Origin of the sequence: Citricoccus sp. NPDC055426, assembly GCF_040677445.1 — a bacterium.
Lineage (GTDB): Bacteria > Actinomycetota > Actinomycetes > Actinomycetales > Micrococcaceae > Citricoccus.
On sequence record NZ_JBFARZ010000001.1, the window covers coordinates 148,234 to 168,087 of the forward strand.

Sequence of the window (19,854 nt, forward strand, 5' to 3'; positions counted from 1 at the left end):
CCCGCGCCCGCGGCTGAACCCTCACGGTGCCCGGCGGGAATCCGGCTGTACTCCTCCAGGACTCCCTCATGACCCGAAACCCCGCTCAACACGTCTCCGTCCTGCCCAGTGGGCCCACCGGCCTCGGCCACGCCGCCCACCTCAGCGTGGACGGTGTCTCCCAGTCCTTCCCGGACCGCCGGGTTCTCACGGACGTCTCCTTCACCGTCCCCTCCGGCGAGCGCGCCTGCCTGATCGGGGAGAACGGCACCGGGAAGTCCACGCTGCTGCGCATCATCGCCGGGCTGGTCGAGGACCATGGCGGCACCATCGCCGCCCCCGGTTCGGTGGGCCTGTTCCACCAGCAACCGCCCTTCGCCCTCGACCACACGGTGGAGGAGGTCCTCGCGGAGGCCGCGGCGCCGGTCCGCGCGGTCGCTGAGGAGGTCGCCCGGCTCGCCGAGGCGCTCGCCGTGGGTCCACCATCAGGTACGACGCCGGCCCCGGGCTCCGGCGGTCGGCTCACCCCGGGCACTCCGGAGCCATCCGAGGACCTGGCCACCGCCTACGACCGCGCCCTCGCCGAGGCCAGCCGGACCGACGCCTGGGACGTGGACCGGCAGGTGGAGCGCCTCGTGGACGGGCTGGGCCTGGCCCGTATCCCCCGGGACCGGCGGGCCGGGGAACTCTCCGGCGGGCAGCTCTCCCGGCTGTCCCTGACCTGGCTGCTGCTGCGGCGGCCGGACACCCTGCTGCTGGACGAACCCACCAACCACCTCGACGCCCGCGGCACCGCCCTGCTCGTGGACCTGCTCACCGGCTGGACCGGGCCGGTGCTGATCGCCAGCCACGACCGCGCCTTCCTGGACGAGGTGGCCACCACGCTGCTCGACCTCGACCCGGCGCCGCGCCCGCACACGCAGGTGCGGGACATTCCGGGCGGAGGAGTGGTCGCAGGCCCCGCCGGCGATCTCAGCACCGGTGCCGGCTTCGGGGTGACGCGCTTCAGCGGCCGCTACTCGGACTACCTGCTGCACCGGCTCGAGGAGCGCGAGCGCTGGGAACGGCGTTACCGGGACGAGCAGGCCGAACTGAAGCGGCTGCGTCAACGGGTAGCGGACGACCACTCCGTGGGACACGCGGACCGGCCCCCACGGACCGAGGGCAAGATGGCCCAGAAGTTCTACTCCGACCGCAACGCCAAGGTCGTCTCCCGCCGGGTCAACGACGCCGCCACCGCCCTGGCCCGACTGGAACGGGAGCAGGTCCGCAGGCCTCCGGCCGTGTTGCGCTTCCACGGCCTGGATGCGGCAACCCCGGGCCGGGGCGCCGGGCACCGTGACACCGCAAGGGATCGCGCAAGGAACCGGCCGGCGTCGGGCCCGGTGCTGGTGGCCGCGCAGGTGTCCGTGGCGAACCGGCTCGCCCCGGTCTCCCTGTCTCTCGCGCCGCGCTCGCGGCTGCTCATCACCGGGCCCAACGGGGCGGGAAAGTCCACCCTGTTGCGGATCCTGGCCGGAGACCTGACGCCCGACGCCGGCTCGGTCACCACCTCCGGCCGGATCACCGTGGGGCTGCTGGGCCAGGACACGGATCACGTTCCGGGCGGGGGAGACGGCACCGTGGGGGAGGGCCTGTCCGTGGCCGAGGCCTATCGGGCCGCCCTCGGCCACGAGCGGGCCGAGCGGGTCCCGCTGGGCACCTTCGGCCTGGTCGCGGGGCGGGACGGGCAACGCCGCGTGCGTGATCTGTCCGTGGGCCAGCGCCGCCGCCTGGACCTGGCCGTGTTGCTGGCCGATCCGCCGGACGTGCTGCTGCTGGACGAGCCCACGAACCACTTCTCCCTGTTGCTGTCCACGCAGCTGGAGGCGTCCATCCCGGACTACCCGGGGGCCGTGGTGGTGGCCAGCCACGACCGCTGGCTCGGGGCCGGCTGGACGGGGGAGCGGCTGGAACTGCGGGGGCTCGGCCAGGAGAATGGATAGGATTCTGGGCGTCCCCGCCCCTGCGAAGAATCGAACAGCCATCTCCCGCGACACCCCTCCCATCCCCGAGAAGCAGGCCTGGCGTGCCCTGGCGGCCCTGTCCGTCGGACTGTTCATCACCCTGCTGGACCAGTCCCTGGTGGCGGTCTCCCTGCCGAGCATCCGTGCGGAGTTCGACGCCGGCATCAACCAGGCCGTGTGGGTCTCCGCCGCCTACCTGTTGGCCTTCGCCGTCCCGCTGCTGATCACCGGCCGGCTGGGCGACCGCTTCGGACAGCGGAACGTGTACCTGGTGGGCATGGCCGTCTTCACCCTCGGCGCCCTGGCCTGCTCCCTGGCGCCGACCATCGAGTGGCTGATCGCGCTGCGGGTGCTCCAGGGACTGGGCGGCTCCCTGATCAACCCGCAGCCGCTGAGCATCATCCACCGCATCTTCGCCCACAGCCGCCGGGGAGCGGCCACCGGGGTGTGGAGTGCGGTTGCCAGCTCGGCCGGCCTGTTCGGTCCGGTCCTCGGCGGTGTGCTGGTCGGCACGGCCGGCTGGCGGTGGGTGTTCTTCGTCTACGTCCCCCTGGGCCTGATCTCGCTGGTGATGGTCGCGCGCAACGTACCGCGGCTGCCGACCGGCACCAGCCGCATCGACGTGCTCAGCGGCCTGGTCTCCCTCATCGCGGTGCTGGGGATCGTCTTCACCCTGCAACAGGGCCCCGAGGTCGGCTGGGCGCCGTGGCTGTGGATCGTCCTCGCCATCGGGCTGCTGGCATTGGTGCTGTTCCTCCGGCTCCAGCGGACGGCCGGGCGGCGGGGGACCGAGGCGCTGGTCCCGCTGGAGTTGTTCCGCCACCCCAACTTCGCGCTCGGCGTCGGAGCGGTCTTCACCCTGGGGTTCACGGTGTACTCGATCAACCTGCCGATCATGCTCTACCTGCAGGAGGCCCAGGGCCTCCCCGCCGAGCTGGCGGGCCTCATGCTCCTGCCGATGGGGCTGGTCTCCGTGGTCATGTCCCCCGTCATCGGCCGGCTCACCGACCGGCTGTCCCCGGGGCGGATCTCCCGGATCGGATTCTCGGCCCTGATCGCCGCGATGGCGCTGTTCGGGGTGTTCATGCACCTGGGCGTCGGTGCCGGCTGGCTGCTGGTGCCGGTCATCGCCCTCGGGTTCGCCAACTCCCTGTGCTGGGCGCCCAACTCGACCATCTCCCTGCGGGACCTACCGCCGACGCTGGTCGGGGCCGGCTCGGGCGTGTACAACACCTCCCGCCAGGTGGGCGCAGTGGTCGGTGCGGCCGCCCTGGGCGCCACCATGCAGGCGGGGGTGGGGGCCGTCGGCTTCGGGGCGGCCATGGGCAACGCCCTGCTCGTGCCCGTGGTGCTCCTGCTGGCCGGTCTGCTGGCGGTCTCCAGGTTCCGTGCCGACGGTCGCCCGCGTGATGCGTGACGACGGTCGCCCGAGTGCGGGCGGGCGGGGCCGGTGAGCGCAGGGTAGCCGCCTGGACACGGGGACGGGCAGGATGGGCGCATGACCTCTCTTGCCCAGACCTGGGACCGGCACACCGAACCCCTGACCCGCGTGATCCAGGACGTCAGGGACTGGGACGCCCCCAGCCCCTGCGAGGGCTGGACCGCCGCCGACGTGCTGGACCACCTGATGGACACCCACCGCGACTTCGTGACGCGCCAGGGTCGGGAGATCCCGCTGGTCAGCGGGTCGCCGGCCGAGCAGTGGCAGCACCACTGTGCCGCGATGGACGCCCTGGTCCGGGACGAGGAGTTCACCGCCACCGGGCTGGAGACGCCGTTCGGGGACTCCACGGTCGGTCAGGTGCTGCTCGACTTCTACGGCATGGACCTCATCGTGCACCGCTGGGACCTGGCGGTCTCACAGGGTGAGGACCACCGGCTCAGCGAGGACGAACTGGCGGAGGTGGACGCCGCCGTGGACGGCTACGGTGCCGCCGCCTACGGCCCGGGCGTCTTCAAGGACCCGGTCCGGGCCCCGGAGGACGCGGACCGGCAGGCGCGGGTGCTGGCCCGGACGGGGCGCGCGGGCTAGCCCGTCACGCGATCGCGCTCGGAGGTGACCGCGCGCGTGAGGGCCACCAGGCGGGCCAGGACCTTCGCGAGGGAGGCATCGTGGTGGTCGGTCAACGCCAGCTGGCCGCCCGGGAAGTCCACCCGGCGGATCAGGTTCACGGAAGCGCCGACCACGTGCATGTTGTAGGCGGCGGTGGTCACCCGCCAGGCCTCGTTGGCGCGCACCCCGCCGAGGCCCCCGTAGGCCACGATCGCCAGGGTCTTGTCCATCCACTGCCGGCTCAGCAGGTCGTAGGCGTTCTTGAAGGCACCGGGGATGTTGCGGTTGTACTCGGGGGTGACGAAGACGAAGCCATCACATTCCTCCACGGCGTCCCGCCAGCGGTGCACCTCGGCCGGGCCCTCTGGATCCTGAGCCCAGTTCTCATCCGTCATCACGGGCAGCCTGAAGTCCTTCAGGTCCAGCAGCTCCCACTCCACGTCCGCCGCGTCCTCCTGGACCGCGGCGCGCTCGGCCACCCAGGCGCCGATGGATTCCCCGATCCGGCCCTCGCGGACCGATCCGATGATGATGCCGATCTTCATGTGGTGCCCTCCCGTGCGTCTCCTGCGATGTGGCACAGTGCCCTGACCTCCCCAGCGTAGGCGGGACGGGCCATACTGGGCAGAGCAGCGTCATCCGCCGTCCCACCAGCACCGTTGCCCGACCATCCCGTCGTGGCAGCCCCCCGAAAGGCCCACCATGAAGATCGCCCAGGCCCATCTGCTCGTCAGTGACCAGGACGCCGCCAAGGCGTTCTACACCGAGGTGCTCGGCTTCGAGGTGGAAACGGACTTCGCCAGCGGGGACTTCCGCTGGCTGTCCCTGCGCGCCCCGGGGCCCGACGGCGGCGCCTCCCTGGTGCTCGGCGGTGCCGAGGGTGCCGGGCTGGCCTACCAGGAAGAGACCAAGCGGGCCGGGATGCCCGCCTTCTCCCTGACCCTGACCGGCGGCACCGAGGAGTTCGAACAGATCCGGGCCCGCGGTGCGGTGGTGGTCATGGAGCCGACCCAGCAGCAGTACGGCGGTACCGATGCCCTGATCGATGACACGGTGGGCAACATCATCTGCCTGCACCAGGACTGACGGCCGTGGCCGGGCTGTCCTCCCGCGCCGTGCCGGGTGGGGCCGGCGCTGCGCGGCAGGCGACCGGCGCACCCGGCCGGTGGGCCGGCGTCGGGCGCGTGGTGTTCGTCCTCTCGGCGCTGCTGTCCTTCACGGGCAACGGCCTGTCCTTCTACATCGGCTCCTGGAAGGACTCCGACCTGCCGGCCGATGCCGGGTTCTCCGGCGGTTTCGCGGGCGGCTGGGAGCACCTGCTCAACCAGCCGACGTACTTCACCTTCCTGGCCAACTTCCTGGTCGGCCTGACCTCACTGCTGCTGGCGATCCGGCCGCACCGGAGCTCGGAGGTGTTCCACGCGCTGCGGATCGCGGCGGTGGTGTGCATCGTCATCACCGGGGTGGTGTTCAACGTGTTGCTGCGGGACGCGCCGCCCGGCACCACCGTGGAGTACGTCAACGACACCATCCAGCACATCATCACGCCGATCCTGACGCCGGTGGTGTGGCTGCTCTTCGATCCGCCCGGCCAGGTGACCTGGCGGCGGATCGGGCTGTCCTCCGTGATCCCGCTGGCCTGGCTGGCCTTTACCCTGGCCCGGGGCCCGGTCCTGGACTGGTACCCGTACAGCATCCTGGACGTGCCGCGGATGGGCTACGGCGGGGTGGGCGTGTACGTGGTGGCGATCCTGGCGTTCTTCTTCGTGCTGGCGGCGCTGATGTGGGTCGTCGACCGAGTACTGCTCCGGATCCTTGCATCGCGAATGCCCTGACCTCCGGATCACGGCCGCGATAGAGGTCGAGAATCGCCGGTGCAGTCGACAGTTACCGCTCTCGTGATGGGGTTCAGGCTTGGAAGGGCCTGAGCTCCACCTTGTTGCCGCAGGCCTCCGACGCGCGGGCGGCCAGTTCCTCGGCCTGCTCCGGGCCCGCGGCGGTGACCACCCAGAACCCGCCCATGTGCTGCTGCGCCTGGGTGAAGGGGCCGTCCGTGATGACCGGGGCACCGCCGGCGGTGCCGTCCACCACCACGGATTCCTCAGGGGCCACCAGGCCGCCGGCGAACACCCAGGCGCCCTCCGCCCGGAGGGCCTCGTTGAACTCCCCGACCGCCTGGAAGGCGGCCTGCATGGCCTCCTCCGAGGCGTAGGGACCGGTCTCGCGGTGCTGGACACCGGGAGAGTGCCAGACGGACAACAGGTACTGCGGCATCGGGACCTCCAGGGGTGAGCGGGGTTACACTCTACGGGGCCCTTTCCGCCATGGCACCCCGTGGCGGCCGGGTCCGGCCAGAGCACCGCCAGACCCCCGGGCGCCCACCACGCGGAACCGATCGTTCCGTCAATCGAGGAGCACTCCCCTGCGATCCACCGAGACACCCGTTGAGACGAGCGCCGCCCCGCGCTGGAACCGCTTCGACACGAGTTGGACCATCAGCCTCTTCGGCACCGCCGTGGGCGCGGGCATCCTGTTCCTGCCGATGAACGCCGGCCTCGGCGGACTGTGGCCGCTGCTGGTGGCCACCCTGCTGATCGGGCCGATGACCTACCTCTCCCACCGCGGCCTGTCCCGCATGGTGGTGGCCTCCCCGAACCCGGACCAGGACATCACCGGGGTGGTGCGCGACTACTTCGGTGAGACGGCCGGCCGCGTGGTCACGGTGCTGTACTTCCTGGCGATCTACCCGATCGTGCTGATCTACGGGGTGGGCATCACCAACACGGTGGACTCTCTCATGGTGAACCAGCTCGGCCTGGACCCGTGGCCGCGCTGGCTGCTGGCCGGGATCCTCGTGCTGGGTCTGTCCGCCGTCATGCTGGCCGGGCAGAAGGCCATGCTGGTGGTGACCCAGTGGATCGTCTACCCGCTGATCGCGGTGCTGTTCGCGGTGACGCTGCTGTTGATCCCGTCCTGGTCCTTCGACGGCTTCGGGGCCGTCCCGGCCGCCGGTGACTTCGCCCTGTCCCTGTGGCTGATGATCCCGGTGCTGGTCTTCTCCTTCAACCACTCCCCGGCCATCTCGCAGTTCTCCGTGGCACTGCGAGCCCGCTACGGGGACGCGGCCGTGGCCAAGGCATCCTCCGCCCTACGGGTGAGCGCCGTCCTGCTGGTGGTCTTCACCATGGGCTTCGTGTGGTCCTGCGTGCTGGCCCTCGGCCCGGAGGGCCTGCGGGACGCCAAGGACGCCAACCTGCCCGTGCTCTCACACCTGGCCAACGTCATGGGGCTGCCGATCATCGCCTGGCTGGGCCCGGCCGTGGCCGTCACGGCGATCGCCTCCTCCTTCTTCGGCCACTGGATGGGCGCGGCCGAGGGGGCCGCCGGGATCGTCCGGACCATGGTGGACCGCAGGGGCCGGTTCAGCGACCGTGGCGTGCGGATCGGCGTGAGCGTCTTCCTCATCGTCACCACGTGGCTGGCCGGGGTGCTCAACCCGAGCATCCTGTCCCTGATCGAGTCCCTGGCCGGCCCCGTGATCGCCGTGGTGCTCTACCTCATGCCGATGTACGCGATCCACAAGGTGCCCGCCCTCGCCCGGTTCCGGGGCACCGCGTCCAACGTGTTCGTGGTGCTGGCCGGCCTCGTGGCCGTGGGCGGGATCCTGCTCAGCTTCTTCCGCTGAAAAGGCCGGGCCCGACGCCGGCCGGAACCCGCGCTGGCAGGTTCCGGCCGCCGTCGGGCCCGGGTGGGGGTGCCGCAGAGCGCGTCAGAGCTGGACGAAGGCCGCGGTGACGGGCTCCTCGCCGTCGGTGAACTCGATCTGCTGGCCGATGGTGTTCGGACTGGCCAGGGCCACGCGGATGGCCTGCGCCACGTTGCCGCGGGAGGTGTCCCGGCTGGCGCCGTCCCCGCCGCCGGAGCCCACGGCGATGGTGCCGGTGGGCTCATCCAGGGTCAGCGCGCCCGGGCCGAGGATGGTCCAGTCCAGTCCGGAGTTGCGCAGGTGCTCGTCCGCGGCGCCCTTGGACTCCGCATAGGGGAAGAAGGAGCTGTCCTCGGGCACGCCGTGCTGGGCGCTGGCGCCCTGGTAGGACACCATGAGGTAGCGCTTCACGCCGGCCTGTCCGGCCGCGTCCATGGAGCGGATGGCAGCATCCCGGTCTACGGCGTAGGTCCGTTCCGGGTTGCCGCCGCCGGCTCCGGCCGACCACACGATGGCGTCCTGGCCGTTGAAGGCTCGGGCCATCTCGTCCTGGCTGGCCGTCTCGACGTCCAGCACGAGGGCCGTGGCGCCCGTGGCCTCGATCTCCGCCGTCTGCTCCGGGTTGCGGATCACGGAGGTGACGGTGTGGCCCTCCTTCACGAGCAGGGGCGCGGTGAGCATCCCCACCTTGCCGTGTCCGCCGATGATCAGGTAGTTCGCCATGGATCTGGTCCTTCCGTCCGGTGTGCACTGATTCAGTGGCCACTGTTCCACCGGGAGGACGGCCACGCCAGCCGGTTCGGCCAGCGGCGGAACGGACGTCTCCTGCGGTCATCCGGGGAATACGGTCGGATCAGGTCTCGGTGACGCCCTCATAGAGGCCGATCTCGTTGCCGTCCGGGTCCCGGAAGACCGCCCACCAGCTGGTCTCGGTGATGGGCGACTTCCCGGCCACCACCGTGCCCCCGAGCCTCTCAACCTCTGCCAGGGTCTCCTCGATCGAGTCGACCTCCACCGTGGACCGCGGCTGGGTGAACCCCTCGCTGCGCGGGGCCAGCCCGCCCCCACTGACCTCGTTGGGGGCCTGCCACATGGGGTAGTCCTCGAAGCCGGGGTAGGTCTCGATCCTCCAGCCGAAGACGGCCCCGTAGAAGGTGGAGGCGCGTTCCTGGTCCGAGACCGGGATGTCGACGTGGGTGATGTCTCCGTGTGCCATGACAGATATCGTCCTGCACCCGGCGGGCTGGCGGAACCCCTGCCGGGCGGTGCTGTTCAGGACCTTTCGCGCCGGTGCCCGCGCCGGTGCCCGCGCCGGTGCCCGCGCCGGTCAGGGCATCCCCTGCCGCTCCCGCCACTCGTCCGCCAGGATCCCCATTACGTGGGAGTCCACCCACGCCCCGTCGAAGAGCAGGGCCTCCCGCCGGGTGCCCTCGTGGACGAACCCGGCCTTCTCGTACACGTGCCGGGCCCGCGGGTTGAAGGCATAGACCTCCAGGGACACGCGGTGCAGGCCCTGATCGGCGAAGGCATGGCGGAGGGTGAGTTCCACCGCCTCGGTGCCGAGCCCGCGGTCCCGTGCCCCGGCGATCCAGATCCGGAAGCCGCAGGCGAGGTTGTCCTCGTCCAGGTCGTTGAGCACCGATTCGCCCACGATGCGCCCCGTGGCGGTCTCCTCGATGACCCAGACGATCCGGTCCAGTGCGGTGGACCAGCGCCCGTAGATCTCGGCGATCTGGGCTGCGGACCAGGACAGGCCGGCGTCCTGCCCCGGGTCCGTGGAGTGGACCGTGCCGGTCAGTCGGCCCACCTCGGGATCCGCCAGCAGCGGATGCAGCGCGGCGGCGTGCTCGCGCCGGGCCGGCACCAGCCGCACCAGCGTGCCGGTGAGGGCGGTCTTGCGGCTGAAGTCGGGGCCGGGTACGCCCATCAGATGTTGGAGCCGTCCGGCGGCAGGTGCGCCGGGGGCTGGGAGGACCCGCCGCCGTCGGGGGCCTCGGGGCAGTCCATGCCGAGGGTGTAGGCCGTCATGGACAGGGATCCGTAGGAGTATCCGTCCACCAGGATGCCGGTGCCCGGGTCCGGGCTCGCCCCCGCCAGGCCGGCCAGGTAGAGCGAGGGGATGAAGTGGTCCGGGGTGGGCACGGCCTGGTCCCAGTCCGCGTGCGCGTCCAGGGTGGGCAGCTCGGTGGGATCGGTGAGCAGGCGCTCCTTGGCGACCTCGTTGAAGCGGTGCGCCCAGTCGAAGCCGTCGTCCGTCCGCTTCCAGTCCATGCTGCGCAGGTTGTGCACGATGTTCCCGCTGGTCACGATCAGCACCCCCTGCTGCCGCAGCGGGGCCAGCCGGGCCCCGAGCTGCAGGTGGTAGTCCAGGGGCTTGTCCGCGTTGATGGACATCTGCACGACCGGGATGTCGGCGTCCGGGAAGGCGTGGGTGAGCACGGACCAGGTGCCGTGGTCGATCCCCCAGCTGTCCACGTCCGCCCCGACCCACGTGGGATGGACCACATCACTGATCTCCTCGACCAGTCCGGGCAGCCCCGGCGCCGGATACTGCACCTCGAACAGCTCCTGCGGGAAGCCGTAGAAGTCGTGGATGGTGCGCGGAGCCGGCATGGCCGTGACGGCGGTCGCGTTGATGTACCAGTGCGCGCTGACCACCAGGATCGCCCGGGGCCTGGGCACGGCCGCGCCGAACGCCTTCCAGGCGGAGGTGTAGCGGTTGGTCTCCAGGGCGTTCATCGGGTTGCCGTGGCCGAAGAAGGCGGCCGGCATGGTCGCGGACGGGGCCTCGGTGGGCTGGGACGTCGGCGGCACGGCTGCTCCTCGATCGGCTGGCGGCACCAGCATCTCACGCCGATCAGCCGTTGTGGAGGGCCGGTCCGTGGACCTCGGGACGGGCCGTCGGGTGGGCCGTCCGGTTGGCCGCGGTGCGCGGCAGCACCACCGGGTGCCCCAGCAGGGGATCGGGCACGACGTCGGCATCCAGTCCGTAGATCGCCTCCAGGTTCGCGGGGGTCAGCACCTCGGCCGGGGTGCCCGTCGCGACGACCTGGCCGTCCGTCATGGCCACGATGTGGTCTGCGCAGCGGGCCGCGAGGTTCAGCTCGTGCAGCACCGCCACCACGGTGGCCCGCGGCCGCTGCCTGGTGGGGTCGGGCAGCTCCCGGACCAGGTCCAGCAACTCCACCTGATGGGAGAGGTCCAGGTAGGAGGTGGGCTCGTCCAGCAGGACCACGGGCGTCTGCTGGGCCAGCACCAGGGCCAGCCACGCCCGCTGGCGCTGCCCGCCGGAGAGCTCGGCCACGTCCCTGCCCGCCAGGCCCACGAGGTCGGTCAGCTCCAGGGCGCGGGCGATCGCCTCGGTGTCCCGGGGGGTCCGCGCGCCGAACCAGCCGCGGTGCGGGTGCCGGCCACGGTCCACGAGCTGTTCCACGGTCATCCCCTCCGGCACCACGGGGGACTGCGGCAGCAGCGCCACGGTGCGGGCGTAGGAGCGGGCGTGCCAGCCCTCCACGTCCCGGCCCAGCACCTCGAGGGAGCCGCTGGCCAGCGGCAGCTGCCGGGTGATCCCCCGCAGCAGGGTGGACTTGCCGCAGCCGTTGGCCCCGATGATCGCGGTGGTCCGGCCGGCCGGCACCTCCAGGTCCAGCGGAGCCTGACGGCCCACGATGATCCGGTCCCCGTAGCCGAGGGTGACCCCGCGCAGCCGCAGGGCGGCAGGCGCGACGGGCCCGGCGGGCGCGACGGGCTCGGGGGACGGCGGTTCCGCCGGGGCGGCGCTCTCGGTGCTGGGATCGGTCATCAGGTCCATGCTGTCAGAGGTGGACATCTCACGCCTTCCGTCCGGTTCGGATCAACAGCCACAGCATCAACGGGGCGCCCGCCGCGCCGGTCAGCACGCCGGTGGGCAGGCGCGTGCCGCCGAAGGCCTCGGCGGCCGCGAAGTCCGCCACCACCACGATCACCGCCCCACACAGGGCCGCCACGGGCAGCGAGGGCCGGCCGCCCGTCAACCCGCGGGCCAGGGGGGTGGACAGCAGCGCCACGAAGGCCAGCGGGCCGGTGGCCGCGGTGGCTGCCGCGGCCAGCAGGGCCCCGACCACCAACGCGCCCAGGCCGGTCCGTCCCGGCCGGGACCCCACCCCGTGGGCCAGCTCGCCCCCCAGGTCCGCGGGGGCCAGCCGGGCGTGCAGGGCGCCACCGATCGGCACCAGCACGAGCATGAGCACGGCGAGCAGGGTGATGCGCTCCCACGTCACCGCGTTCAGCGAGCCGGCCGTCCACACGGCGGCCGCCTGCAGGTCGTGCTGGTTCAGCGCGAGCATGGCCCCGGAGAGGACGGCCTGGCACAGCGAGGCCACGGCGATCCCGGCCACGATGAAGGTGGCACCGCCCAGCGCGCCGGCCAGCCCCCCGCTGCCGCCCGCCCCGCTCCCGGACTTCTTCCCGGCCAGCGAGAACCCGAGGACGATGCCGATCGCTGCCAGCCCGCCCACCAAAGCGGCGGCGGCCATGCCGGTCCCGCGGACCCCGCCCAGGGCCAGCACGGCCACGGCGGCGACGGCGGCCCCCTGGGTCACGCCGATGATGTCCGGGCTGGCCAGGGGGTTGCGCAGGGTCCGGCGGAACAGTGCCCCGGAGGCCCCGAAGGCCGCACCGGCCAGGGCCCCGGCCACCGCCCGCGGCAGCTTCTCCTGCCGCACGATGAAGGAGGCCCCGGGGATCTGCTCGCCGCCCAAGATGGCGAGGAAGTCGGGCAGGGTGATGGTGTAGTTGCCCAGCAGCACGCGCACACCCATGGCCAGGAGCAAGGCCACGGCGAGGCCGATCGTGGCGGTGAGCAGCCGTCGTCGGGCCCTCGAATGCAGGGAGCGGACCGCCGCCACCGCGGCAGGCGAGGCCGCCACGGGCGGCGGGGTGGCCGAGCGGGTGGTGGCGTCCAGGACCGGGGCGCTCACGGTGACGTCGGGCGTACTCACAGCGAGACCGCCTTGCGGCGCAGCAGCACCAGCAGCACGGGGACGCCGATGACCACGGTGGTGACGCCCACGTGGATCTCCTGCGGGGCGATCACCAGGCGCCCGGCCAGATCGGCCGCCACCACCAGGACGGCGCCCCACAGGGCGCAACCCAGCACGAGGATGCGGGTGGAGTCGGGGCGGAAGCGGCGCAGGGCGTGGGGAACCAGGAGCCCGACGAACACCACGGGGCCGGCCAGGGCGGTGGCGGCGGCGGTGAGGACCACGGTGGCGCCCAGCAGCACCAGGCGCAGCCGCTCGGGACGGGCGCCCAGCCCGTGGGCCAGCTCGTCGCCGAGGGCCAGGGCGTCCAGCCCGGGGGCCGCCACGAAGACCGCGAGGATCCCGAGGGCGATCACCGGGGCCAGCCACGCGGCGTCCTCGAGCGAGGTCCGGGCCACCGAGCCGACGGTCCAGAACCGGAAGCGCTCCAGCACGGCGGGGGAGAGGATCAGCAGGGCGCTCGTGACCGCGGTGCAGCCGGCGGTCACGGCCGCGCCGGCGAGCACGAGGGAGAGCGGCCCGGGGGCGCCACCCCCTGCGCCGGAGCCGCCGCCGAGGCGGGAGGCGGCCGCGGCCACCGTGTAGACCACCACGGCCGCGGCCAGGGTGCCGACGATGGAGAGGACCATGACCCCGGCCAGGCCGGCCGAGAGGCCCAGGCCCAGGCCGAGGGCCACCGCCAGGGAGGCCCCGGCGGTCAGCCCGAGCAGGCCCGCATCGCCCAGCGGGTTGCGGGTGGCGCCCTGCAGGGCCACCCCGGAGACGGCCAGGGCCGCACCCACCAGGATGGCCGTGATGGTGCGGGGGATCCGGGACAGCACCGCGGCGGCATCGATGTCCGCCGCCGCGGCGCCGCCGGATCCGGAGAAGAACGCCCCGAGCGCCTCCAGTGCCGTGCCCGGGTCCACGCTGCGGGCCCCGAACGCCACCGCCGCCAGGGCGGCGAGCACCAGGACGACCACCGGAAGGGCGAGGAAGACGCCGCCGGTGACCGGCCGCCGTCGTGCTCCCGGCGCGGCAGCCCGCCCCCGAGGCGCGAGGGCCGGGGAGGCGGGCCGCGGTGTGCCCGGGGCGGGGCGGTGCAGGGTGGGGCGCATCAGCGGGGCGTGATCAGTTCCCGGCCGTCTCGGCCTGCTCGGCGGCGGCGGCGAGGTCCGGGACCACGTTGTCCAGGGCCCACGGGATGGACAGCGGCGAGGCGGCGGAGGTGGAGAGGACCTCCTGCTCGTCCGTCTGCAGCACGAGGGTGTCGTCCTGGACGGCCGGGATCTTGGACAGCAGCGGATCGGCGGCGATGGCCTCGCCCACCGAGTCGTCCGCGGCGGAGGTGACGAAGATGTCCGAGTCCAGCTCGTCCGCACGCTCGGGGGACCAGGTCAGGTAGAAGGCGCCCTCGGCGTCCTCGTTCTCCGCGAGCACGGGGGCCAGCTCCATGCCGAGCGAGGTGAGGAACTTCGGCCGGTTGTCCGCGGCCGTGAACAGGTAGATCTGGTCCGCGGCGGCCGGATCCACGGTGCCCGTCAGGAAGGTGGTGCCCGCCAGCGCGGGGTACTCCTCGGCGGCCTGGGCCACCTGGCCCTCCACGTCCGCGATGACCTCCTCGGCCTTCTCCTCCTGGCCCAGGGCCTCCCCGATCAGGCGGGTGGAATCCTGCCAGGCGGTGGTGAACGCGGCGGTGTCCTCCGGGTAGGCGACCACCGGGGCGATCTCGGAGAGCTTGTCATACTCCTCCTGCGTGATGCCGGAGTAGGCGGCCAGGATGATGTCCGGCTCCGTGGCGGCCAGGGCCTCGAAGTTGATGCCGTCCGCCTCGGAGTACTGCTCGGGAGCCTCGCCGCCGGCCTCCTCGAGCGCCGCGTCGAACCAGTCGGTGGACTGCTGCTCGTTGCCGCCGTACTCCGTGGCCGCCACACCCACGGGCACCACCCCCAGGGCCAGGGCCACGTCCTGGTTCACCCAGGACACCGTGGCCACCCGCTCCGGCTGCGCCGGGATCTCGGTCTCGCCGTAGACGTGTTCCACCGTCCGGGGGAAGGTGGCATCCGAGCTGGTTGTGCTGGACGTTCCGGAGGACTCGTTGTCGGTTCCGCCGGCGGGGCCGGTGGAGCAGCCGGCCAGCAGGGTGGCGGTGAGCGCGAGGGAACCGACAGCCAGGGCACGACGGCGGGTGGTCCCGCGGGTACGGCGCTCGCCGGAGGACGGGGGGAGGGATGAGGCGGGGGAGAGGGAGGAGACGGAGGAGACGGGGGAAGAGGACACGAGGTCGCCTTTCGGATCATTGGACAACGTTGACATTGCCTAATTTCGGAAGGTTAGCCTAGCCTAACCATGTGGTGCAATCCGCCGTGCGGGGTGGATGCACCTCCAGTGGGTCGACGGGGTCGGCTGTGTTGGCTGGGTCAACGGTGGACGTGCCCGGCGACCGTACCGGATGTGCGAACCCTCCCAGGGTTTCCGGTGCGGTCGTCGGGTACGCGACGTTGAGGGGGCTGTCGGGCGGCTGGCTCACCCGAACCGCACGACCGAACGAGATGAGGGGCGAGGGATGAGGTCGGACGTGGTCGCAGCAGTCCGTTCCACGGTGACAGCCATTCCAGCGGGTCAGGTGGCGGCCTACGGTGAGATCGGGCTGGCCGTGGGCATCGGCCCTCGACAGGCTGGCCGGGCGGTCTCGATGCTGGAGGGCGACGTTCCCTGGTGGCGGGTCGTCTACGCGGACGGTACGCCGGCGACGTGCCATGAGGGAGGCGCCCGGGCATTGCTCGAGGCCGAAGGTGTTCCGTTCCGCCAGGGCCGCGTCCTGATGGCGCAGCTGCGGTCCGACCTCGATTCCGGCGAAGGGCCGTGGGGGCGGCGCCCGTAGGGGCATTTTGCCGCGATGTCTTACTATCCATCGTTTACGTGACAGAAGGCCCGCACAGTCCGAAGTTCAAGGAAGCTGTCACATAACCCGTCATCTATTCTACGTCTCGCAGACAGTGCCGGATGCGATCAATGTGACAGGGAATCTCGGTGACGCCCCGCCCGGCGGAGTCCCCTCGGAGTTGATGGGCGGCCTGCGTGGCTCCTGCCTCTCTTTCGGGAACACCACTGGGTGCGGTCGATCAGCTTGCCGCAGCGGTCGCCCGGAGTGACCGGCTCCTCGGTGGGCTGGGCGAAGGGGTGGGAACCCTGGCAGTACAGCTCCAGGCCCATCGGGGCGGTGATGCCGCGCAACTTCTGGCCGAACTCGCGCAGCTGGGCGGCGGCCTCGCCCACGGTGGTGCACACGCCCGTCACCAGCTCCACGGTGTTCAGCAGCATCTCGGGCTTGACGTGTGGGTGCTTCTGGCCCAGGTGCAACCCCGCGCGGTCTGCGACGCCGGCCAGCACGCGGTCTGCCAACGGCTGCAGCGTGCCGTCAGCATCAACCAGGGCGAGTTCCCACTCGATGCCCAGCGTTGACTGGTCAGATCGTGCGAAGGGCAGAGGCATGGGGACTCCTTGTCGGGCGGCAGCAGCGGGCGGTCCTGCCTGGATGCCCGACAACGCTCCTCCTTATAGCCGGTGCTTCCGCACTCCAGGAAACGCCGATGACGTTTCGGTAGCGGTATTACGGGACCCGGGCGGGCCAGGCATGCCCCGGTGGTGGATTGTGACGTCCCGGGTCCCCGCATGACCGCGAGCTGGCGTCACGCCCCGGCGCAGGCATTGACTGAGGAAGTTATGTCCATCTCGAGCGGCTGAGAGATCTGGCTTGGTGATGCCGCAGCAAAACCCGGACCCCAGGTGCCTCAGGGTAGTGCTCCTGCCAGAAGCGATGGAGAGGATTCGCGCATGCCCCGTCATAGTTCCACCCCCACCGACCCCGTGACCGTCTCAGGTGACGGCACCCTGCCCGCAGTCACCCTCACGGCGCCGGACGACCGGGCCCTCACCGAGCGCTTCGAACCGATATTCGCTCGTATTGCCGAGGGCGCCTCCACCCGCGACGCTGAACGTCGCCTGCCGGTCACCGAGATCCGGGAGCTGGCCGATGCCGGCTTCGGGGCCGTGCGGGTGCCCGTGGAGCACGGCGGTCTCGGTGCCACCCTGCCGCAGCTCTTCGAACTGCTGACGGCCCTGGCCGCCGCCGACCCGAACATCACCCAAGCTTTACGAGGTCACTTCGCGTTCGTGGAGGATCGGCTCGTGGCGGCTCCCGGGCTTGACCGTGAGCGTTGGCTGCGTAGGTTCGTGGGCGGCGAGTTGGTCGGCAACGCCTGGACCGAGGTCGGTGACGTGAAGCTCGGCGAGGTGGGGACCACCGTCTCGCCGCGGCCGGACCTGGGTGCGGGCCGCTTCACCGTCAACGGTCAGAAGTACTACTCCACCGGCAGCATCTTTGCCGACTGGATCGACACCTATGCCGAGCGCACCGACACCGGACAACGGGTCATCGCCGCGGTCAGCACGCACCAGGAGGGCGTGATCCTGCAAGACGACTGGGACGGCTTCGGTCAGCGGACCACCGGGACGGGGACCACGAGCTACGTCGACGCCGAGGTACTCGAGGAAGACATCGTCGACTTCGACACCCGGTTCAAGTACCAGACCGCCTTCTACCAGGTCGTCCTGCTGGCCGTGCTGGCCGGCAGCGCGCGAGCTGCGGAACGGGACGTCGCCGCTGCCCTGGCCGGCCGACGTCGCTCCTTCAGCCATGGCGCTGCGGCAATCGCCGCTGAGGATCCCCAGCTGTTGCAGGTCATCGGGGAGGTCGCGGGGGCCGGGTTCGCCGGCGAGGCCGTCGTGCGCAGGGCCGCCCAGTTCCTGCAGGGCTCCTACGAGGCGGCTCTGGGACGGGGCGAGGGGACCGTCACCGCGGAGGAGGAGGAGCGGCGCAACGACGAGGCCGAGCTGGCCTCTGCGGAGGGACAGGTCGCGCTGACGCGGTTGGTGACGGCATCGATCTCAAATGCCTTCGACGCCCTGTCGGCCTCCAGCACCTCCAGCACCAAGAACCTGGACCGGCATTGGCGCAACGCCCGCACAGCGGCCACCCACAACCCCTGGGTGTACAAGGCCCGGCTGGTGGGCGATCGCAGCGTCAACGGTGCCGCCCTGCCGCGGGTCTGGGCGATCGGCGCCACGTCGTGAGGACGACGACACCTGCACTACCGGGCAATGCCCGCCTTCCGAGAGGACGATCATGGCCACAGTGACCTTTGAGAACGCCACGCGCCCTACCGCCACGCCTCCCGGCCGGCCGTCGACGGCCTCGACCTGACGGTGCAGGACGGGGAGTTCCTCGTCCTGGTCGGCCCCTCCGGATGCGGGACGTCGACGTCGCAGCGCATGCTGGCCGGGCTGGAGCAGGTCTCGCATGGCCGGATCTTCATCGATGAGCGCGAAGCCACCTGCCGGTCATCGAACACGGTGTTCACCGGGGCGACCGCACACTGCCGGCGCCGTCGGAGAAGATCGCCCGAGTGACGAACAGGATCCGTGTGAGCGTTTGCCCGGAGCACCGGCACCTCATCACGGAGGGCCGCCTGTCCCTGCGCGTTGGCACCGTGGAGGAGCTCGGGCGGACTCCTTCATCCGCGGGCACCTACGCCACGAGGAGGATAGACCCCTGATCACGGTGCGCGCCGGGGGGATACTCCGCCCCCGAACCCGACACAGTCGTGACCGTGGCGCCCGCCGTCGAGGCGCTCCACCTGCTCGGCCGCAGCACGGGCCGGCGCCTCTGACCGCTCAGGGCCTCGGCGCGGAGCCGTCCTGGACCTGTATGCCCGAACACAGCCGAAGGGGGCATCGTGAAACCACGGTGCCCCCTTCGACTGTGACTGCTCAGGTGTAGAGGGATAGTGGCTGGTTGATGCCCAGCAGGTGGTACTGCGCTATCTCGATCTTCTTGTAGTCGACGGGATCGTGCAGGGTGTGGGTGCGCACGTTGCGCCAGTACAGGTCCAGGCCGACACTCGAGGCGGTGGAACTGGCCCCGGTGACTTCGAAGATCCGATGGGCCGTCTCCAGTCCGACTTCGGTGGAGACGACCTTGAGCTCGGCGATGGCCACGGCGTACTCGCCACGCTCGGCTGCGGTCAGGGAGGAGGACTTGTCCACCTCCTCGTCATAGCGGTCGTTGAGCTCCCGGGCCAGGGCCGCCACGGCCGCGGTGCGCGCTTTGAGCTCGCCCCACACCCGTTGGAACACCGGGTCCTCGGCATACCGGTCCGCGTTGCTAAGGAACCAGGCGTTCTTGCGCTCGAGCAGGATCTGCCGGCCGCGTTCCAGGGCCCCCTGAGCCACGCCGAGGTAGAAGTTGGCGAAGCCCAGCTGCACTCCGGGGGTCAGCAGGGTCACGTAGGGATCGTCGGTGACCTCGCCCAGGATGTCCTCGGGTCGCACGGCCACGGAGGTGTACCGGACGGAGCCCGAGGCGGTGAGGCGCTGGCCGAGCATGTCCCAGTCGTCGACCAGCTCCACGCCCTCCCGGTCGGTCTCGAGGACGAAGCACAGGACCGTGCCGTCCCGCTGCCCGCCCTGGACGCCCGCATTGACGACGATGACGTCACCGACACCGGACCCGGTGGAGAAGCGCTTGAAGCCGTTCAGGCGGAAGCCCTCCCCGTCCGGGGTCAGGACCAGGTCGGGGTCGACCGGGTTGACCGAATCCCCCCACAGCCACCGGCCCTCGACGGTCCGCCGCCACCAGGCGGGCTGGTCTGCCGGCGGGGCGTAGAAGCCGATGCACCCCTGGTTGAAGTAGTGGTAGGCGAGCAGCTGGGAGATCGACCCGTCCGCTTGGGCAAGGATGCGTACCGCGTCGAAGGCCGTCGCGAAGTGCCCACCGTGGCCGCCGTATTCCCGGGGTACCAGCAGGTCCACGAGGCCGGAGGCTTTGAGCAGCTCGACCTCACGCCGCGGCTGCTGGTTGGCGCGGTCACGGTCGATTGCGTCCCGCGCGAGCTCGTCGGCGACCTGGCGGGCCACGTTGGCCCAGTGGTCTCGTTCCTGCCGGTCGGCCTGACCGCGCCAGGGGGATCGTGGCTCGACCGCGGTGGGATCTGATCGGTCTGTGGTGTCGGTCATGGGGATCTCCTCTGGAGGGGCGACTGGGAGCCG

20 protein-coding genes and 1 pseudogene are annotated in these 19,854 nt (G+C 71.5%); 9 read left to right on the plus strand and 12 right to left on the minus strand.

Translation table 11 applies throughout. The annotated features are described in order from the left end of the window. The first annotated feature begins 68 nt into the window (after positions 1-68). The 3 genes from AB0K08_RS00725 (at position 69) to AB0K08_RS00735 (ending at position 4,017) form a co-directional block, all read left to right on the plus strand. Entirely contained in the window at positions 69-1,964 is a 1,896-nt protein-coding gene (locus AB0K08_RS00725; protein WP_363350650.1) for an ABC-F family ATP-binding cassette domain-containing protein, read from the plus strand. Continuing rightward, on the plus strand, positions 1,957-3,402 hold the full coding sequence (locus AB0K08_RS00730) for a DHA2 family efflux MFS transporter permease subunit (RefSeq protein ID WP_363350652.1): 1,446 nt from the start codon (positions 1,957-1,959) through the stop codon (positions 3,400-3,402). The genes AB0K08_RS00725 and AB0K08_RS00730 overlap by 8 nt, the downstream gene beginning before the upstream one ends. Before the next feature lie 81 nt (positions 3,403-3,483). Continuing rightward, on the plus strand, positions 3,484-4,017 hold the full coding sequence (locus tag AB0K08_RS00735) for a maleylpyruvate isomerase family mycothiol-dependent enzyme (RefSeq protein ID WP_363350654.1): 534 nt from the start codon (positions 3,484-3,486) through the stop codon (positions 4,015-4,017). Here AB0K08_RS00735 and AB0K08_RS00740 read toward each other — a convergent pair. Continuing rightward, positions 4,014-4,583 (minus strand): NAD(P)H-dependent oxidoreductase, encoded by a 570-nt coding sequence (locus AB0K08_RS00740; RefSeq protein ID WP_363350656.1) that lies wholly within the window; start codon positions 4,581-4,583, stop codon positions 4,014-4,016. The two genes, AB0K08_RS00735 and AB0K08_RS00740, sit on opposite strands and share 4 nt — an antisense overlap. Positions 4,584-4,740: 157 nt before the next feature. On the opposite strand from AB0K08_RS00740, the gene AB0K08_RS00745 reads away from it, so the two are divergent. Both AB0K08_RS00745 and AB0K08_RS00750 read left to right on the plus strand, forming a co-directional pair. Next, on the plus strand, positions 4,741-5,124 hold the full coding sequence (locus AB0K08_RS00745; protein ID WP_363350658.1) for a VOC family protein: 384 nt from the start codon (positions 4,741-4,743) through the stop codon (positions 5,122-5,124). Positions 5,125-5,129: 5 nt separating this feature from the next. Continuing rightward, complete coding sequence (locus tag AB0K08_RS00750) at positions 5,130-5,873, plus strand: Pr6Pr family membrane protein (protein ID WP_363350661.1); 744 nt, start codon at positions 5,130-5,132, stop codon at positions 5,871-5,873. A 73-nt stretch (positions 5,874-5,946) separates the two neighbouring features. Here the strand turns inward: AB0K08_RS00750 and AB0K08_RS00755 are convergent, their stop codons facing one another. After that, positions 5,947-6,312: a YciI family protein gene (locus AB0K08_RS00755; protein WP_363350663.1), complete on the minus strand. Its 366-nt coding sequence runs from the start codon at positions 6,310-6,312 to the stop codon at positions 5,947-5,949. Between the two features lie 241 nt (positions 6,313-6,553). Here AB0K08_RS00755 and AB0K08_RS00760 point away from each other — a divergent pair, with 241 nt between their 5' ends. After that, a complete protein-coding gene (locus tag AB0K08_RS00760; RefSeq protein ID WP_363350665.1) occupies positions 6,554-7,723 on the plus strand; it encodes an HAAAP family serine/threonine permease in 1,170 nt (389 codons plus the stop codon). 84 nt (positions 7,724-7,807) lie between these two features. Here AB0K08_RS00760 and AB0K08_RS00765 read toward each other — a convergent pair whose 3' ends face one another. The 8 genes from AB0K08_RS00765 to AB0K08_RS00800 all read right to left on the minus strand — a co-directional run bounded on the left by AB0K08_RS00765 (position 7,808) and on the right by AB0K08_RS00800 (position 14,919). Continuing rightward, positions 7,808-8,467, minus strand: coding sequence for an SDR family oxidoreductase (locus tag AB0K08_RS00765; RefSeq protein ID WP_363350667.1), 660 nt, complete (start codon positions 8,465-8,467; stop codon positions 7,808-7,810). A 130-nt stretch (positions 8,468-8,597) separates the two neighbouring features. Beyond that, positions 8,598-8,960 (minus strand): VOC family protein, encoded by a 363-nt coding sequence (locus tag AB0K08_RS00770; protein ID WP_363350669.1) that lies wholly within the window; start codon positions 8,958-8,960, stop codon positions 8,598-8,600. A 111-nt stretch (positions 8,961-9,071) separates the two neighbouring features. Next, the gene (locus AB0K08_RS00775; RefSeq protein ID WP_363350671.1) at positions 9,072-9,671 is read right to left on the minus strand and encodes a GNAT family protein; all 600 of its coding nucleotides are present in this window, start codon (positions 9,669-9,671) and stop codon (positions 9,072-9,074) included. Beyond that, positions 9,671-10,558: a 4,5-DOPA dioxygenase extradiol gene (gene ygiD, locus AB0K08_RS00780; RefSeq protein ID WP_363350673.1), complete on the minus strand. Its 888-nt coding sequence runs from the start codon at positions 10,556-10,558 to the stop codon at positions 9,671-9,673. The genes AB0K08_RS00775 and ygiD overlap by 1 nt, the downstream gene beginning before the upstream one ends. Before the next feature lie 43 nt (positions 10,559-10,601). Then, on the minus strand, positions 10,602-11,573 hold the full coding sequence (locus tag AB0K08_RS00785; RefSeq protein ID WP_363350675.1) for an ABC transporter ATP-binding protein: 972 nt from the start codon (positions 11,571-11,573) through the stop codon (positions 10,602-10,604). Position 11,574: 1 nt separating this feature from the next. After that, positions 11,575-12,723, minus strand: coding sequence for an iron chelate uptake ABC transporter family permease subunit (locus AB0K08_RS00790; protein ID WP_363350677.1), 1,149 nt, complete (start codon positions 12,721-12,723; stop codon positions 11,575-11,577). Further along, positions 12,720-13,862, minus strand: coding sequence for an iron ABC transporter permease (locus tag AB0K08_RS00795; RefSeq protein ID WP_363350679.1), 1,143 nt, complete (start codon positions 13,860-13,862; stop codon positions 12,720-12,722). Before AB0K08_RS00795 ends, AB0K08_RS00790 begins: the two co-directional genes overlap by 4 nt. Positions 13,863-13,875: 13 nt before the next feature. Next, on the minus strand, positions 13,876-14,919 hold the full coding sequence (locus AB0K08_RS00800; protein WP_363351816.1) for an iron-siderophore ABC transporter substrate-binding protein: 1,044 nt from the start codon (positions 14,917-14,919) through the stop codon (positions 13,876-13,878). A gap of 403 nt (positions 14,920-15,322) precedes the next feature. On the opposite strand from AB0K08_RS00800, the gene AB0K08_RS00805 reads away from it, so the two are divergent. Next, a complete protein-coding gene (locus AB0K08_RS00805; RefSeq protein ID WP_363350682.1) occupies positions 15,323-15,628 on the plus strand; it encodes an MGMT family protein in 306 nt (101 codons plus the stop codon). 128 nt (positions 15,629-15,756) lie between these two features. On the opposite strand, the gene AB0K08_RS00810 is transcribed toward AB0K08_RS00805, so the two are convergent. Next, a complete protein-coding gene (locus AB0K08_RS00810; protein ID WP_363350684.1) occupies positions 15,757-16,239 on the minus strand; it encodes a glutamate-cysteine ligase family protein in 483 nt (160 codons plus the stop codon). A 342-nt stretch (positions 16,240-16,581) separates the two neighbouring features. On the opposite strand from AB0K08_RS00810, the gene AB0K08_RS00815 reads away from it, so the two are divergent. Next, the gene (locus tag AB0K08_RS00815; RefSeq protein ID WP_363350686.1) at positions 16,582-17,880 is read left to right on the plus strand and encodes an acyl-CoA dehydrogenase family protein; all 1,299 of its coding nucleotides are present in this window, start codon (positions 16,582-16,584) and stop codon (positions 17,878-17,880) included. A 52-nt stretch (positions 17,881-17,932) separates the two neighbouring features. Further along, positions 17,933-18,141: pseudogene (locus tag AB0K08_RS00820) on the plus strand (ATP-binding cassette domain-containing protein); the annotation flags it as partial. Positions 18,142-18,576: 435 nt separating this feature from the next. Here the strand turns inward: AB0K08_RS00820 and AB0K08_RS00825 are convergent. Further along, a complete protein-coding gene (locus tag AB0K08_RS00825; RefSeq protein WP_363350688.1) occupies positions 18,577-19,821 on the minus strand; it encodes an acyl-CoA dehydrogenase family protein in 1,245 nt (414 codons plus the stop codon). Positions 19,822-19,854 lie beyond the last annotated feature (33 nt).